Here is a 14,327-nt window from a genome sequence, read left to right as displayed (position 1 = left end):
ACACGCCGCCAGACGGCCTATTGAGACACCTTCCCCGTCACCTCTGACCAGACCCCGGTCCAGAAACCGGATTGTTCAGCGGTCTCCTAGCCGGCCGCGGCGCGCTCCTCGGCGGCCTTGCGCAGGCCCTCGGCCTCCATCCTGATGTACCGCCGGATCAGGCCGGAGTAGAGCAGCGTCACGACGCGGGCCAGCGGGCCGGCGAACGACAGCGTCAGCTCGGCGGTGCAGGTGCCGTCGCCGTTGTCGATGGCCCAGTGGCCGCCGACGTTGCGGACGCCGGGGGAGGACGACGACGCCCACTCGAAGCCGTGCGCGTCGACGCGGGTCACGTTCCACGTCGACGGGGTCAGCTTCGGCTGCTTCACCTTGATGGTCTCGCCGACGGTCAGGGGGCCGGTGGCCGTGCGGTCCACACTGGACATGGAGGCGGTCCAGGACGGCCAGTCCTGAACCGCCTTCATGATGTCCCCGGCAACGGCCGCCGGCGCCGCGATCGTGATGGTGTCGCGGAACTGCACGCTCACGTCAAACCTCCGCTTCGCTCCGGCTTGCCATGAGCCTAAACCCTGTATCTCTTCGTTGAGCGGCCCCTCCGCTTCGCTCCGGACCGCTCATGGCAGCGAGGGTACGCTCACCCCAGCCTGAACCAGACCGCGCCCAGGGGCGGGATGCGGATCTCGGCGGATGCGGGCAGGCCGTTGTGCGGGATGCCCTCCGCCTCGATGGCGCCGAAGTTGCCCACGCCGGAGCCGCCGTAGACGTCGGCGTCGGTGTTGAGGATCTCCGTCCAGCGGCCGGTGAAGGGCAGGCCGATGCGGTACCCCTCGTGCGGGTGCGCGGCGAAGTTGACCGCCACCGCGACGACCGACCCGTCGCCGCCCCAGCGCAGGTACGTGAACGCGTTGCCGCCGGAGTCCTCGTTGTTGATCCAGCGGAAGCCGTCCGGGGTCGTGTCCTGGCTCCACAGCGCCGGGGTGCGCCGGTACACGTCGTTGAGGTCGTGCACCAGGCGCTGCAGCCCGGAGCGCAGCGGGTCGTGCAGCAGGTCCCAGTTGAGGCCCCGCTCCTCGCTCCACTCCTGCTCGTCGCCGAGCTCGCAGCCCATGAACAGCAGCTGCTTGCCGGGGAACGACCACATGTAGGCCAGCAGCGCGCGGGCGTTGGCGACCTTCTTCCACAGGTCGCCGGGCATCTTGCCGACCAGGGAACCCTTGCCGTGCACGACCTCGTCGTGGCTGATCGGCAGGACGTAGTTCTCGCTCCAGGCGTACACCGTGGCGAACGTCATCTGGTTGTGGTGGTACTGCCGGTAGATGGGGTCCTTGCTCACGTAGGTGAGCGTGTCGTGCATCCAGCCCATGTTCCACTTGAAGCCGAAGCCCAGGCCGCCGGAGTCGGTGGGGCGGGTCACGCCCAGCCAGGCCGTCGACTCCTCGGCGATCATCATGATGCCGGGGTGGTGCTTGTAGACGGTGGCGTTGGCCTCCTGCAGGAAGGAGATCGCGTCGAGGTTCTCCCGGCCGCCGTACTGGTTGGGGGCCCACTGCCCCTGCTCGCGGGAGTAGTCGAGGTACAGCATCGAGGCGACCGCGTCGACCCGCAGCGCGTCGGCGTGGAACTCGTCGCACCAGTACAGGGCGTTGGCCACCAGGAAGTTGCGGACCTCCTTGCGGCCGAAGTCGAAGATGAGCGTCCCCCAGTCGGGGTGCTCGCCGCGGCGCCAGTCGCCGTGCTCGTACAGCGGCGTGCCGTCAAAGCGCGCGAGGGCCCACGCGTCCTTCGGGAAGTGCGCCGGCACCCAGTCCAGGATCACACCGATGTCGGCCTGGTGGAGCCGGTCGACGAGGTAGCGGAACTCGTCCGGGGAGCCGAAGCGGGCCGTCGGCGCGTAGTAGCCGGTGACCTGGTAGCCCCAGGAGCCGCCGAACGGGTGCTCCATGACCGGCAGGAACTCGACGTGAGTGAAGCCGAGGTCCTTGACGTACTCGGTCAGCTGGTCGGCGAGCTCCACATAGGACAGCCCGGGCCGCCACGAGCCGAGGTGCACCTCGTAGATGCTGACCGGCCCCTCGTGGACGTGCCGCTCGGCCCGGGCGGCGCACCAGTCGGCGTCCTTCCAGTTGTACGCCGAGCGGTACACCACGCTCGCGGTCGCCGGCGGCGCCTCCGTGTGCTGCGCGAGCGGGTCGGCCTTCTCCACCCACTCGTTGTCGGGGGTCAGCAGCCGGAACTTGTACTTGTCGCCCGCCTTGGCGCCGGGCACGTACAGTTCCCACACGCCGCTGCCGCCGAGCGAGCGCATCGGCCAGCCGTCGTGGATGCCCCAGCCGGTGAAGTCGCCGACGACGCGCACGCCGCGGGCGTTGGGCGCCCACACGGCGAACGCGACGCCGCCGTCGCGGACCTGCGCGCCGAGGACGGTCCACAGCCGCTCGTGCCGGCCCTCCTGGATGAGGTGCAGGTCGAGCTCGCCGACGGTCGGCAGGTGCCGGTACGGGTCGTCGGTGAGGACGCCGTCGGCGTCGATGCGGTAGTCGTGCACGGCGCCGGGCACCTCGACCTCGAACACGCCCTCGCCGTGCACCTGGCGCATCGGGTACCGCTCCGCGTCGACGACCACCGCCACCTCGTGCGCGCCGCGGCGCAGCGCCCGGATCACGGTGGTGTCGGTGTCGGAGTGGGCGCCGAGGAGGCCGTGCGGGTCGTGCGCGCGGCCGGCGATGAGGTCGTCGAGATTCATTGGGGTGCTCACCTTGTCGTCAGGTCCGAACGGTTCACCATGCGCTCGATCGACTGCAGGGGGATCCGCAGCCAGCCCGGCCGGTACCGTGCCTCATAGGTGGCCTCGTAGACCGCCTTGTCCAGCTCGTAGGCCCGCAGCAGCGCACCGTCGTCGCGCGGGTCGTACCCCGCCGCGGCAGCATAACCGTCGCAGAATGCGTCCCGGTTACGGTCCACCCACTGCCGGGCCCGCCGCTGCAGGTCCTCGTCGTCCTCGGTGAGCAGCAGCTGGTAGGCGGCGTACTCGTAGGAGCGCAGCATCGCGGCGACGTCGCGCAGGGCCGAGTCCGGCTTGCGGCGCTCGTCGACCGGCGTGCCCGGCTCGCCCTCGAAGTCGATGAGCAGCCACGACTCCGGGGTCCGCAGCACCTGGCCGAGGTGCAGGTCCCCGTGGATGCGCTGGGTCGTGATGGGCTGCTCGCCGACCGTGCGGAAGGTGGCCGAGATGTCGGCGGCCAGGCCGGCCAGCTCGGGCACGATCCCCACCGCGGCGTCGAGACGCTCGAGCATGTTCGCGGTCGGGGCCGGGTCGAGCTGCGTGCCGAGCTGCTCCGCCAGGGTGCGGTGCACGTGCGCGACCGCCTCGCCGAGGCGGGCCGACTCGCTGGCGAAGTCGCCGCCCACCTCGTCGGCGTTGAGATCGTGCTCGGCGAACAGGTCGCGGGCGCTGGTGGTCGCCATCGCCCAGCCCTCGGCCGAGTTCTGCGCGTACTCCGTCACCATCGCCAGGGCCAGGTGCTCGCCGTCGGGGGTGTCGCTCTCGATGGCGCCGAGCAGCCGGGCGACGTTGGGGCAGCCGGCGCGGGCGAGGACCCGGTTGAGCTCCAGATCCGGGTTGATGCCGGGGCTGATCTTGCGGAACACCTTGAGGATCGCGGCGGCGTCGAAGATCACGCTGGTGTTGCTCTGCTCGGCGCCGCCGATGCGGGCCGGCGTGTCGACCGGCAGTGCGACGCCCGGCTCGGGCACGAACCGGATGCCGTCGATGACGGCGCCGGTGTCGATCAGCGCCAGGATGCGCTGCGCCGAGCGCTCGTCGTAGAGAGCGTCGGAGGCGGTGCGGTCGCCGTCGGCGCCGATGAGCGCGGCCGCGGACAGCTCGGCCGCGACGTCGAGGTTCCAGCCGACGAACAGCTGGTAGTGCTCCGTCGGGCCCTCGGCGAAGTGGGCGTCGAGGAGCACGTGGTCGAGGCCGTCGGGCAGGTGGGTGACCAGGACGGGATCGACGTGGGTCAGTTCGCGGTGGCGGCCGGCGTACCAGCGCTGGTGCGGCAGCCAGACGGTGAACGGCAGAGACGTCATGGCACTCCCTCTAGCCCTGCTCGACCGGGGCCGTGAGCTGGAACCAGTAGAAGCCGTGCCCCGGCAGCGTGAGCAGGTACGGCAGCTGGCCGATACTGGGAAACTGCACGTGGCCGGTGAGCTCGACCGGGATGAAGCCGGCCCACGGCTGGAGGTTGAGCTCGATCGGCTGCGGGAACCGGGACAGGTTGTTGACGCACAGCACGACGTCCTCGCCGTGGATGCGCACGAAGGCGAGGATCGACGGGTTGGAGCCGCCGAGCTCGCGGAACTCACCGGCGGCGAAGGCCTCGTGCCGGCGGCGCACCTGCAGCATCGTGCGGGTCCAGTTCAGCACCGAGGTCGACGACTCGCGCTGCGCCTCGACGTTGACGGACTGGTAGCCGTACACGTGGTCCTGGATCGCCGGCAGGTACAGCCGGCCGGGGTTGGCCTGCGAGAAGCCGGCGTTGCGGTCGGGGGTCCACTGCATCGGCGTGCGCACGCCGTCGCGGTCGCCGAGCCAGATGTTGTCGCCCATGCCGATCTCGTCGCCGTAGTACAGCACCGGGGACCCCGGCAGCGACAGCAGCAGGGCGGTGAACAGCTCGATCTGGTTGCGGTCGTTCTCCAGCAGCGGGGCGAGTCGGCGGCGGATGCCGACGTTGGCGCGCATGCGCGGGTCCTTGGCGTACTCCGCGTACATGTAGTCGCGCTCCTCGTCGGTGACCATCTCCAGGGTCAGCTCGTCGTGGTTGCGCAGGAAGATGCCCCACTGGCAGTTCGCCGGGATCTGCGGGGTGTTGGCCAGGATCTCCGAGATCGGGAAGCGCGACTCGCGGCGCACGGCCATGAAGATGCGGGGCATGAGCGGGAAGTGGAACGCCATGTGGCACTCGTCGCCGTCGCCGAAGTACTCCACGACGTCCGCCGGCCACTGGTTGGCCTCGGCGAGCAGGACCCGGCCGGGGAACTCGTCGTCGATGACCTTGCGGCAGCGGCGCAGGAACTCGTGGGTCTCCGGGAGGTTCTCGCAGTTGCTGCCCTCGGACTCGAACAGGTACGGCACCGCGTCGAGCCGGAACCCGTCGATGCCCAGGTCGAGCCAGAACCGCAGCACGTCGATCATCTCGCGCTGGACCTCGGGGTTGGCGTAGTTGAGGTCCGGCTGGTGGGAGAAGAACCGGTGCCAGAAGAACTGCCGCCGCACCGGGTCGAACGTCCAGTTGGACTCCTCGGTGTCGACGAAGATGATCCGCGCGTCGCTGTAGGCCTTGTCGCTGTCGGACCACACGTAGTAGTCCCCGTACGGCCCGGTCGGGTCGCGCCGCGACTCCTGGAACCACTGGTGGGAGTCCGACGTGTGGTTCATCACGAGGTCGGTGATGACCCGGATGCCGCGCTTGTGGGCCGCGTCGAGCAGCTCGACGAAGTCGTCGACGGTGCCGAACTCGGGCAGCACCTTGTAGAAGTCGCGGATGTCGTACCCGCCGTCGCGCAGCGGCGAGTCGTAGAACGGCGGCAGCCACAGGCAGTCCACGCCGAGCCATTGCAGGTAGTCGAGCTGGCCGATGAGCCCCTTGATGTCGCCGGAGCCGTCGGCGTTGGAGTCGGCGAACGCCCGCACCAGCACCTCGTAGAACACGGCCCGCTGGAACCATGACTCGTCGGCCGGCAGCGTTCGCGCCTGCCCGAACTCGCTCGAGGACGGATGCTCGACGGTTGAGTGCTCGACGGCGGCGTCGCTCATGTCGTACCTACCTGCCTTGCTTTTAGCGGTGGCGATGCACCGTGAAGACGTGCGCCGGCTCGTAGTAGGGGTCGAGCCGGACCGCGTTGTGCTGTCCCCAGTCGAAGGTCGCCCGCGTGACCTCGTCGCGCACGGTGAAGCGCTCGTGCCAGTCGAAGCCCAGGGCGGGCATGTCCAGGGTCGTGTTACCCCACTGCACATTGTGCGAATCCAGCGACACCACGACCAGCACCGTGTCGTCGGTGGCGGGGTCACGCTTGGAAAAACACAGCATCTGCTCGTTGTCGATGCCGTGGAACACGACGTTGCGCAGCCGCTGCAGGGCCCGGTGCTCGCGGCGCACGGTGTTGAGCCGGGTCAGGTAGGGCGCGAGGGACTCGCCGTTCTGCTCGGCGGCCGCCCAGTCGCGCGGGCGCAGCTGGTACTTCTCGTTGTCCAGGTACTCCTCGGAGCCCGGCCGGGGCAGGTGCTCGAAGAGCTCGAACCCGGCGTACATCCCCCAGGATGGGCTGAGCATCGCGGCCAGCACGGCCCGGATCTTGAACATCGGCGGGCCGCCGTGCTGCAGGTGCTCGGGCAGGATGTCGGGCGTGTTGGGCCAGAAGTTCGGCCGCATGTAGTCCGCGGCGGCGGCGAGCTCCTGGACGTACTCGCGGATCTCCCACGCCTGCACGCGCCAGGTGAAGTACGTGTACGACTGCGTGAACCCGATCTTGCCCAGCCCGTGCATCATCGCGGGCCGGGTGAACGCCTCGGCGAGGAACAGCACGTCGGGGTCGACGGCCTTGACCTCGCCGATGAGCCAGTGCCAGAACCCGACCGGCTTGGTGTGCGGGTTGTCGACCCGGAAGATCTTCACGCCCTGCGCCACCCAGTGCAGCACCACGCGCAGCACCTCGGCGCGGATGCCCTCCGGGTCGTTGTCGAAGTTGAGCGGGTAGATGTCCTGGTACTTCTTCGGCGGGTTCTCGGCGTAGGCGATGCTGCCGTCGGCGCGGGTGGTGAACCACTCCGGGTGCTCGGTGACCCACGGGTGGTCGGGCGCGCACTGCAGCGCGAGGTCCATGGCGATCTCGACGCCGGCGCGGTGCGCCTCGGCGACGAACGCCCGGAAATCCTCCGGCGAGCCGAGGTCCGGGTGGATCGCGTCGTGGCCGCCCTCGGCGGCGCCGATCGCCCACGGCGAGCCGACGTCGTCGGGGCCGGCGACGAGGGTGTTGTTCGGGCCCTTGCGGTTGACCCGGCCGATCGGGTGGATCGGCGGGAGGTACACCACGTCGAAGCCCATGGCGGCGACCTGCGCCAGCCGCGGCGTGGCGGAGGCGAACGTGCCGTGCTTGACCGGCTTGCCGTGCTCGTCGACGACGGCGCCCTCGGAGCGCGGGAAGAACTCGTACCACGCCGAGAACAGCGCCCGCTCCCGGTCGCACCACAGCGGCAGCGCCTCGCCCCGGGTGACCTGCTGGCGCAGCGGATGCCGCCACAGCACGTCGGTCAGCCCCAGCGCGGGCGAGACCCGGGCGAACAGCGCGATGCCGGCGTCGTCCAGCGCCGCGGCGGCGCCGAGCACCCGGCCGCGCTCGTCCTCCGGCACGCCGTCGGCCGCCTCGCGCAGCAGCGCCGCGCCCTCGGCCAGGTCGTTGGCGAGGTCCTCCAGGCCCTGCCCGGCGGCGATCTTCTTGGAGACCGCGTTGTGCCAGGTGAGGTACGGGTCGCTGAACGCCTCGATCGCGAACGTCCACGCCCCGACCGCGTCGGCGGCCATCTCGCCGTGCCACGAGTCGGTGCCGGCCGCCCCGGGCCGCAGCCGGTTGAACGGTCGCTCGGTGCCGTCCGGCGCCATGAGCACCACGTTGGTGCCCATCATGGCGTGGCCCTCGCGGTAGGACACGGCCGAGACCGGCACGAGCTCGCCGACGACGGCCTTGGCGGCGAAGCGGCCGCCCTCGATCTGCGGGGTGACGCGCTCGATGGGGAAGCGCTGCCCGACGCCGAGCGGCGGGGCGTGGAACGCCGCCGCGGGCGACTCGGCCGCCTCCTCCTGGGGCTGCACGGGTTCCGCGGACAACGCGATCTCCGTCTCGGTCGCTTCCGTGGTGGCGATCTCGGTCTTCAGGGCCTCGGGGGTCTCACCCATGATCCTCACCGTATCGAATCCGCGTGGAGGCCGCAGCGGAAGCTAGGGCTCCACTCGCTGACCTTTGCCGATGACCACAATGCCACCGTCGGACACCGTGAACCGCTTGCGGTCGCGCTCGAGGTCCACGCCGATCTCGGCGCCCTCGGGCACGACCACGTTCTTGTCCAGGATGGCGTTGCGCACCACGGCGTGGCGGCCGATGTCGACGCCCTCCATGATCACCGAGCCCTCCACGTGGGCCCACGAGTGCACGTGCACGTTGGGCGACACGACCGAGTTCTCCACCAGCGCGCCGGAGATGACCGCGCCGGGGGAGATCATCGAGCCGATCGCCCGGCCGACCCGCTCGCCCCAGCCGTGCACGAACTTCGCCGGCGGCCACGGGCTGTTGCCCGTGAAGATCGGCCACTCGAAGTTGTACAGGTTGAACACCGGCTGCACGCTGATGAGGTCCATGTTGGCCTCGTAGTACGAGTCCAGCGTCCCGACGTCGCGCCAGTAGCCGCGGTCGCGTTCCGTGCTGCCCGGCACGATGTTCTGGCTGAAGTCGTACACCGCGGCGTCGTTCTTCTCGACGAAGTACGGGATGATGTTGCCGCCCATGTCGTGCTTGCTGGACGGGTCCTGCGCGTCGCGGGTGACGGCGTCGATGAGCGCCTCGGTGGTGAACACGTAGTTGCCCATCGACGCGTAGATCTCGTCGGGTGAGCCGGGCAGGCCCTTGGCGTCCTTGGGCTTCTCCCGGAACGCGCTGATCTGCCGGGCGTCCGCGCCGACCTCGATCACCCCGAACTGGTCGGCGGTCGACAGCGGCTGGCGGATGCCCGCGACTGTCGCCGCGGCGCCCGACTCGATGTGCTGGCGCACCATCTGCTCGGGGTCCATGCGGTAGATGTGGTCGGCGCCGAAGACGATGACGTAGTCGGGCTTCTCGTCGTTGATGAGGTTCAGGCTCTGGTAGATGGCGTCCGCGGAGCCGGCGAACCAGCGCGGGCCCAGCCGCTGCTGCGCGGGCACCGGCGTGACGTAGTTGCCCAGCAGCGTGGACATCCGCCACGTCTTCGTCACGTGCCGGTCGAGCGAGTGCGACTTGTACTGCGTCAGCACGACCATCTTGAGATAGCCGCCGTTGGCGAGGTTGGACAGCACGAAGTCGACCAGCCGGTAGATGCCGCCGAACGGCACCGCGGGCTTGGCCCGGTCGGTGGTCAAGGGCATGAGCCGCTTGCCCTCGCCTCCGGCGAGGACGATCGCGAGGACGTTCTTGGCAGCCATGGCGCAGACGCTAAACGTGTCCGGCGTGTTGCGCCAGACGAACAGCAATTACTGTTTGGGGGGTGCGTGTAGACCTGCTCACTCGAGAGTACCCGCCCGACGTGTACGGCGGCGCGGGCGTGCATCTGGAGTACCTGGCCCGCGAGCTTCGCAACCTGCGTTCTGCATCCCTCGACGTGCGCGTGCACTGCTTCGGCGCGCCGCGCACCGAGCCCGGCGTGACGGGCTACCCCGACCCGCCGGGCCTGTCCGGGGCGAACGCGGCGCTGCGCACCATGGGCGTCGACCTCGAGATGGCCGCCGGTTGTTCGGGAACGAACATCGTGCACAGCCACACGTGGTACGCCAACCTCGCCGGCCACGTCGCCAAGCTCCTGCACGGCGTGCCGCACGTGGTGACCACCCACAGCCTGGAGCCGCTGCGCCCGTGGAAGGCCGAGCAGCTCGGCGGCGGCTACGCGCTCTCGTCCTGGTGCGAGCGGACCGCGATCGAGGCCGCCGACGCCGTCATCGCCGTGTCGGCCGGCATGAAGGCCGACGTGCTGCGCGCCTACCCCGCGGTCGACCCGGACAAGGTCCACGTCGTCTACAACGGCATCGACACCGAGCAGTACTCCCCGGACGCCGCCACCGACGTCCTGGCCCGCCTCGGCATCGACCCGGACCGCCCGAGCGTCGTCTACGTCGGGCGGATCACCCGGCAGAAGGGGCTGCCGTACCTGCTGCGGGCCGCCCGCCGCCTGCCGCCCGACACCCAGCTCGTCCTGCTGGCCGGCGCGCCCGACACGCCCGAGATCGCCGCCGAGGTCACGGCCCTGGCCGACGAGCTCAAGGCGACCCGCTCCGGCGTCGTGTGGGTCCAGGAGATGCTGCCCAAGCGCGAGGTCATCCAGGTCCTCACCCACGCCACGCTGTTCGTCTGCCCGTCCATCTACGAGCCGATGGGTATCGTCAACCTCGAGGCGATGGCCTGCCAGACCGCGGTCGTGGCCACCGCGACCGGCGGCATCCCCGAGGTCGTCGCCGACCGCGAGACCGGCCTGCTGGTGCCGATCGAGCAGGTCTCCGACGGCTCCGGCACCCCGCTGGACGAGTCGCGGTTCGTCGCCGACCTCGCCGACGCGATGATCGCCCTGCTGGAGGACCCGGCGCGGGCCGCCGCGTTCGGCCGGGCCGGCCGCCAGCGGGCCGTCGACCACTTCTCGTGGGCGGCGATCGCCGACCGCACCCTGGCGGTCTATCAGTCCGTGACGTGATCCATGATCAGCTGGGCTATCGCGTCCGGCTGCTCGACGTTGGCCAGATGGGCCGCATTCGGTACCACCACGAGCCGGCTGCCCGCGATCCCCGCGTGGATGCGCTCGCCGTGCTCCGGCGGGGAGGCCGGGTCGTCGGCGCCCGCGATGACGAGGGTCGGCGCGCCGATGCGGTCCAGGTCGGCGCGCAGGTCCATGGCGGCGATCGCCTCGCAGCCGGCGGCGTAGCCCTCGGCCGGGCAGGCGGCGACCATCGCCCGGTACGGCGCGACCCGGGCCGGCAGCGCGGCCCGGAACCGCGGCGTGAACCAGCGGCCGAGCACGGCGTCGGCGACGGGCGCCATCCCGCCCGCCCGCACCTGCGCGGCCCGCTCCAGCCAGCCGTCGGCCGGCGGCAGGTGGGCGGCGGTGCAGATCAGGACCAGCCGGTCGATGCGCTCCGGGGCGTTCGCGGCCAGCCACATGCCGACCATGCCGCCGAGGGAGAGGCCGCAGTACGACGTCCGCTCGATCCCCAGGCGGTCGAGCAGCGCCAGCACGTCGCGGCCGAGCTCCTCGATGCTGTACGGCCCCGGGGGCACCGGCGACCCGCCGTGCCCGCGGTGGTCGAAGCGCACCACCCGCAGCGCGTCGCCGAAGTGCGCCAGCTGCGGCCGCCACATGTCCAGGTTGCTGCCCAGCACCCCGCCGAGCAGCAGGAACGGGGCCCCGAGCGGCCCGGTCGTGCGTTGGAACAGCGTCGTTGCCGTCACCGGATGTGTGTATCACCCCGGTTCGCTGTCGGCGGAACGGCGGCGCCCCCGCTGTGGGATATCGTGATTCCAGGTGGCGCGCCCGCCTGAGCACTTCGCCAAGAGGCTTCGACTCAGCGCATCCCTCCCTCTCTTCTGTCGTGGGCGGGGTGCGTGCTGCGTGCCCCGCCGGAAGGCGTTGATGGCGATGTTCGAGCGTTTCACCGACCGCGCCCGCCGGGTGGTGGTGCTGGCCCAGGAGGCCGCCCGCACCCTCAACCACAGCTACATCGGCACCGAGCACATCCTGCTGGGCCTGCTGCACGAGGGCGACGGCGTGGCCGCGTCCGCCCTGTCGAGCCTCGGCGTGTCCCTGGACGCGGTCCGCCTGCAGGTCGAGGAGGTCATCGGCGTCGGCACGCACGCCCCCGCCGCCCACATCCCGTTCACCCCGAGCGCGAAGCGGGTCCTGGAGCTCGCCCTGCGCGAGGCGCTGCGCCTGGGCCACAACCACATCGGCACCGAGCACGTGCTGCTGGGCCTCGTCCGCGAGGGCGAGGGCGTCGCCGCCCAGGTCCTGGCCCGGCTGGGCGTGACCCCCAACGCGGTCCGCGCGCAGGTCATGGACGGCCTGACCGGCGGGATGGCCGAGCACCCGTCGGCCGCCGGCCCGGACCGCCCCGCCGTCTCCAGCCCGACGCTGGAGCAGTTCGGCCACAACCTCACCGACGACGCCCGCAACGGCACCCTGGACCCGGTCATCGGCCGCGACCGCGAGATCGAGCGGGTGGTGCAGATCCTCAGCTGCCGCCGCAAGAACAACCCGATCCTGACCGGCGACCCCGGCGTCGGCAAGACCGCGGTCGTCGAGGGCCTGGCCCAGCGCATCGCCGCCGGCGACGTCCCGGCCACGCTGCTGGACCGCCAGCTGTACTCCCTCGACCTCGGCGGCCTGGTCGCCGGCTCGCGCTACCGCGGCGACTTCGAGGAGCGCCTGCGCAAGGTGATCCGCGAGATCCGCACCCGCGGCGACGTCATCGTCTTCATCGACGAGATCCACACCCTGGTCGGCGCCGGCGCCGCCGAGGGCGCCATCGACGCCGCGTCGCTGCTCAAGCCCCTGCTGGCCCGCGGCGAGCTGCAGACGATCGGCGCCACGACCACGGAGGAGTACCGCCGCTACATCGCCCGCGACGGCGCCCTGGAGCGCCGCTTCCAGCCGGTCGAGGTGGACGCCCCGACCCCGGAGCAGTCCCTGGCGATCCTGCGCGGCCTGCGCCCGGCGTACGAGTCCCACCACGGCGTGCGCTACACCGACGACGCCCTGACCGCCGCGGTCACCCTGGCCGAACGCTACCTGCCCGACCGCCGCCTCCCCGACAAGGCCATCGACCTGCTCGACGAGTCCGGCGCCCGGGCCCGCATCGCGGCTTCGGCCCCCGACGCCACGCCCGTCGACGGCGCCCTGATCGCGGAGGTGCTCGCCGCCTGGACGGGCATCCCGGTCGGCGCCCTCTCCGCGAGCGAGACGACCCGCCTGCTCGACCTGGAGGCGTCACTGCACCGCCGCGTGACGGGCCAGGACCACGCCGTGCGCGCCGTGTCCCAGTCGATCCGCCGCTCGCGCGCCGGCCTGGCCGACCCGAAGCGCCCCACCGCCTCGTTCATCTTCGCGGGCCCGTCCGGCGTCGGAAAGTCCTCACTGGCCAAGGCCCTGGCCGAGCACCTGTTCGGCACGCAGGACGCACTGATCCAGCTCGACATGTCCGAGTACCACGACCACCACACGGTCGCCCGCCTGGTCGGCGCCCCACCCGGCTACATCGGCCACGACGACGGCGGCCAGCTCACCGAGCGCGTCCGCCGCCGCCCGTTCTCGGTCATCCTGTTCGACGAGATCGAGAAGGCCCACCCGGACGTCTTCAACACGCTGCTGCAGGTCCTCGAGGACGGCCACCTGACCGACGCCCAGGGCCGCCGCACCGACTTCCGCCACACGATCCTGATCCTGACCACCAACCTCGGCACCGCAACGACATCGGCCGGCTTCGCTCTGCCGCCTGCGCCCGCCGCCACCTCCCCGTCGTCTTCCCCGCCCCCGTCGTCCTCCTCGTCCTCGTCGTCGCCGTCCTCGCCGTCCCCGTCCCCGTCGTCCTCGTCGTCGCCCTCGTCCCCGTCCCCGTCGTCCTCGTCGTCGCCCTCGTCCCCGTCTTCGTCGCCGGCGTCCCCGTCTTCCCCGTCATCGTCGCCGTCGTCCTCGTTGTCGTCGTTGTCCGAGCCCGCCGCTGTCCCGAGCTCCTACGCCCGCGAGCTGGCCCGCCACTTCCGCCCGGAGTTCCTCAACCGCATCGACGAGGTCCTCGTCTTCCACCCGCTGGGCCCTCACCACCTGCTGGCGATCGTGGAGCAGCACCTGACCCGCCTGACCGCCGACCTGGCATCCCGCGGCGTCAACCTCGTCGTGACGGCGGCCGCCCGCCGCTACCTGGCCGAGTCGGGCTCGGACCCGAGACTGGGCGCCCGCCCGGTACGCCGCACCATCCAACGCACCCTGGAGAACGAACTCTCCACCCGCCTCCTGGACTCGACGCTCCCACCCGGCACAACGTTCACGGTCGACGCCCCCGGTGGCGAGTCCCTGACCTACACCACGACCCGACCGACCCAGATCCGCCACCCGGATCGCCCCACCCCAGTCCCAGCCGCGTAGCCAACCCCGGCGCCCGCCTTATCCCACGGCTGGCGCCGGTCCCTCGCGCCGAAGGTCATCCGCGCGGGGCGCGCCGGTCTCTGCGTCGAAGGTCATCCGCGCGGAGGGCGCCCGGTGCCTCGCGCCGAAGGTCATCGGCACGGGGCGCGCCGGTCTCTGCGCCGAAGGTCATCCGCGCGGAGGGCGCCCGGTGCCTCGCGCCGAAGGTCATCGGCACGGGGCGCGCCGGTCTCTGCGCCGAAGGTCATCCGCGCGGAGGGCGCCTGGTCCCTCGCGCCGAAGGTCATCGGCACGGTGGGCGCCGGTCCCTCGCGCTGAAAGTCATCCGAACGGGGCGGGGGTCCCTCGCGGCGAAAGTCATCCGCACAGGGCGTGTCCCTCGCGGCCAGGGCGTGTCCCT

9 protein-coding genes are annotated in these 14,327 nt (G+C 71.2%); 2 read left to right on the top strand and 7 right to left on the bottom strand.

The features are described 5' to 3' along the window. Positions 1-86 precede the first annotated feature (86 nt). From ACQEVU_RS33125 to glgC, 6 genes are all read right to left on the bottom strand, one after another. Entirely contained in the window at positions 87-527 is a 441-nt protein-coding gene (locus ACQEVU_RS33125) for an SRPBCC family protein (protein WP_433330529.1), read from the bottom strand. Between the two features lie 107 nt (positions 528-634). Beyond that, entirely contained in the window at positions 635-2,743 is a 2,109-nt protein-coding gene (gene glgB / locus ACQEVU_RS33120; RefSeq protein ID WP_433330527.1) for a 1,4-alpha-glucan branching protein GlgB, read from the bottom strand. Between the two features lie 8 nt (positions 2,744-2,751). Next, a complete protein-coding gene (locus ACQEVU_RS33115; RefSeq protein ID WP_433330525.1) occupies positions 2,752-4,086 on the bottom strand; it encodes a maltokinase N-terminal cap-like domain-containing protein in 1,335 nt (444 codons plus the stop codon). A 10-nt stretch (positions 4,087-4,096) separates the two neighbouring features. Then, positions 4,097-5,815, bottom strand: a complete 1,719-nt coding sequence (gene treS, locus ACQEVU_RS33110; protein ID WP_433330523.1) for a maltose alpha-D-glucosyltransferase — start codon at positions 5,813-5,815, stop codon at positions 4,097-4,099. 22 nt (positions 5,816-5,837) lie between these two features. Next, positions 5,838-7,952, bottom strand: a complete 2,115-nt coding sequence (locus ACQEVU_RS33105) for an alpha-1,4-glucan--maltose-1-phosphate maltosyltransferase (protein WP_433330521.1) — start codon at positions 7,950-7,952, stop codon at positions 5,838-5,840. A gap of 42 nt (positions 7,953-7,994) precedes the next feature. Next, on the bottom strand, positions 7,995-9,230 hold the full coding sequence (glgC, locus tag ACQEVU_RS33100) for a glucose-1-phosphate adenylyltransferase (RefSeq protein WP_433330519.1): 1,236 nt from the start codon (positions 9,228-9,230) through the stop codon (positions 7,995-7,997). Positions 9,231-9,292: 62 nt separating this feature from the next. Between glgC and glgA the strand changes: the two genes are divergently transcribed. Further along, a complete protein-coding gene (gene glgA / locus ACQEVU_RS33095; protein WP_433330517.1) occupies positions 9,293-10,486 on the top strand; it encodes a glycogen synthase in 1,194 nt (397 codons plus the stop codon). Here the strand turns inward: glgA and pcaD are convergent. Next, on the bottom strand, positions 10,471-11,238 hold the full coding sequence (gene pcaD, locus ACQEVU_RS33090) for a 3-oxoadipate enol-lactonase (protein ID WP_433330515.1): 768 nt from the start codon (positions 11,236-11,238) through the stop codon (positions 10,471-10,473). The genes glgA and pcaD overlap by 16 nt on opposite strands. A 187-nt stretch (positions 11,239-11,425) precedes the next feature. Between pcaD and ACQEVU_RS33085 the strand changes: the two genes are divergently transcribed. Next, positions 11,426-13,927: an ATP-dependent Clp protease ATP-binding subunit gene (locus ACQEVU_RS33085; protein WP_433335180.1), complete on the top strand. Its 2,502-nt coding sequence runs from the start codon at positions 11,426-11,428 to the stop codon at positions 13,925-13,927. Positions 13,928-14,327 lie beyond the last annotated feature (400 nt).

The sequence above is a fragment of the Dactylosporangium sp. CA-139066 genome (assembly GCF_050936175.1).
Classification (GTDB): domain Bacteria; phylum Actinomycetota; class Actinomycetes; order Mycobacteriales; family Micromonosporaceae; genus Dactylosporangium.
This window is presented reverse-complemented; position numbering and strand designations above follow the sequence as displayed.

Excerpts from the sequence above, each read along its gene's own strand:
- glgB (WP_433330527.1), bottom strand. The coding sequence starts at position 2,743 with ATGAATCTCGACGACCTCATCGCCGGCCGCGCGCACGACCCGCACGGC.
- ACQEVU_RS33115 (WP_433330525.1), bottom strand. The coding sequence starts at position 4,086 with ATGACGTCTCTGCCGTTCACCGTCTGGCTGCCGCACCAGCGCTGGTAC.
- treS (WP_433330523.1), bottom strand. The coding sequence starts at position 5,815 with ATGAGCGACGCCGCCGTCGAGCACTCAACCGTCGAGCATCCGTCCTCG.
- ACQEVU_RS33105 (WP_433330521.1), bottom strand. The coding sequence starts at position 7,952 with ATGGGTGAGACCCCCGAGGCCCTGAAGACCGAGATCGCCACCACGGAA.
- glgC (WP_433330519.1), bottom strand. The coding sequence starts at position 9,230 with ATGGCTGCCAAGAACGTCCTCGCGATCGTCCTCGCCGGAGGCGAGGGC.
- ACQEVU_RS33085 (WP_433335180.1), top strand. The coding sequence starts at position 11,426 with ATGTTCGAGCGTTTCACCGACCGCGCCCGCCGGGTGGTGGTGCTGGCC.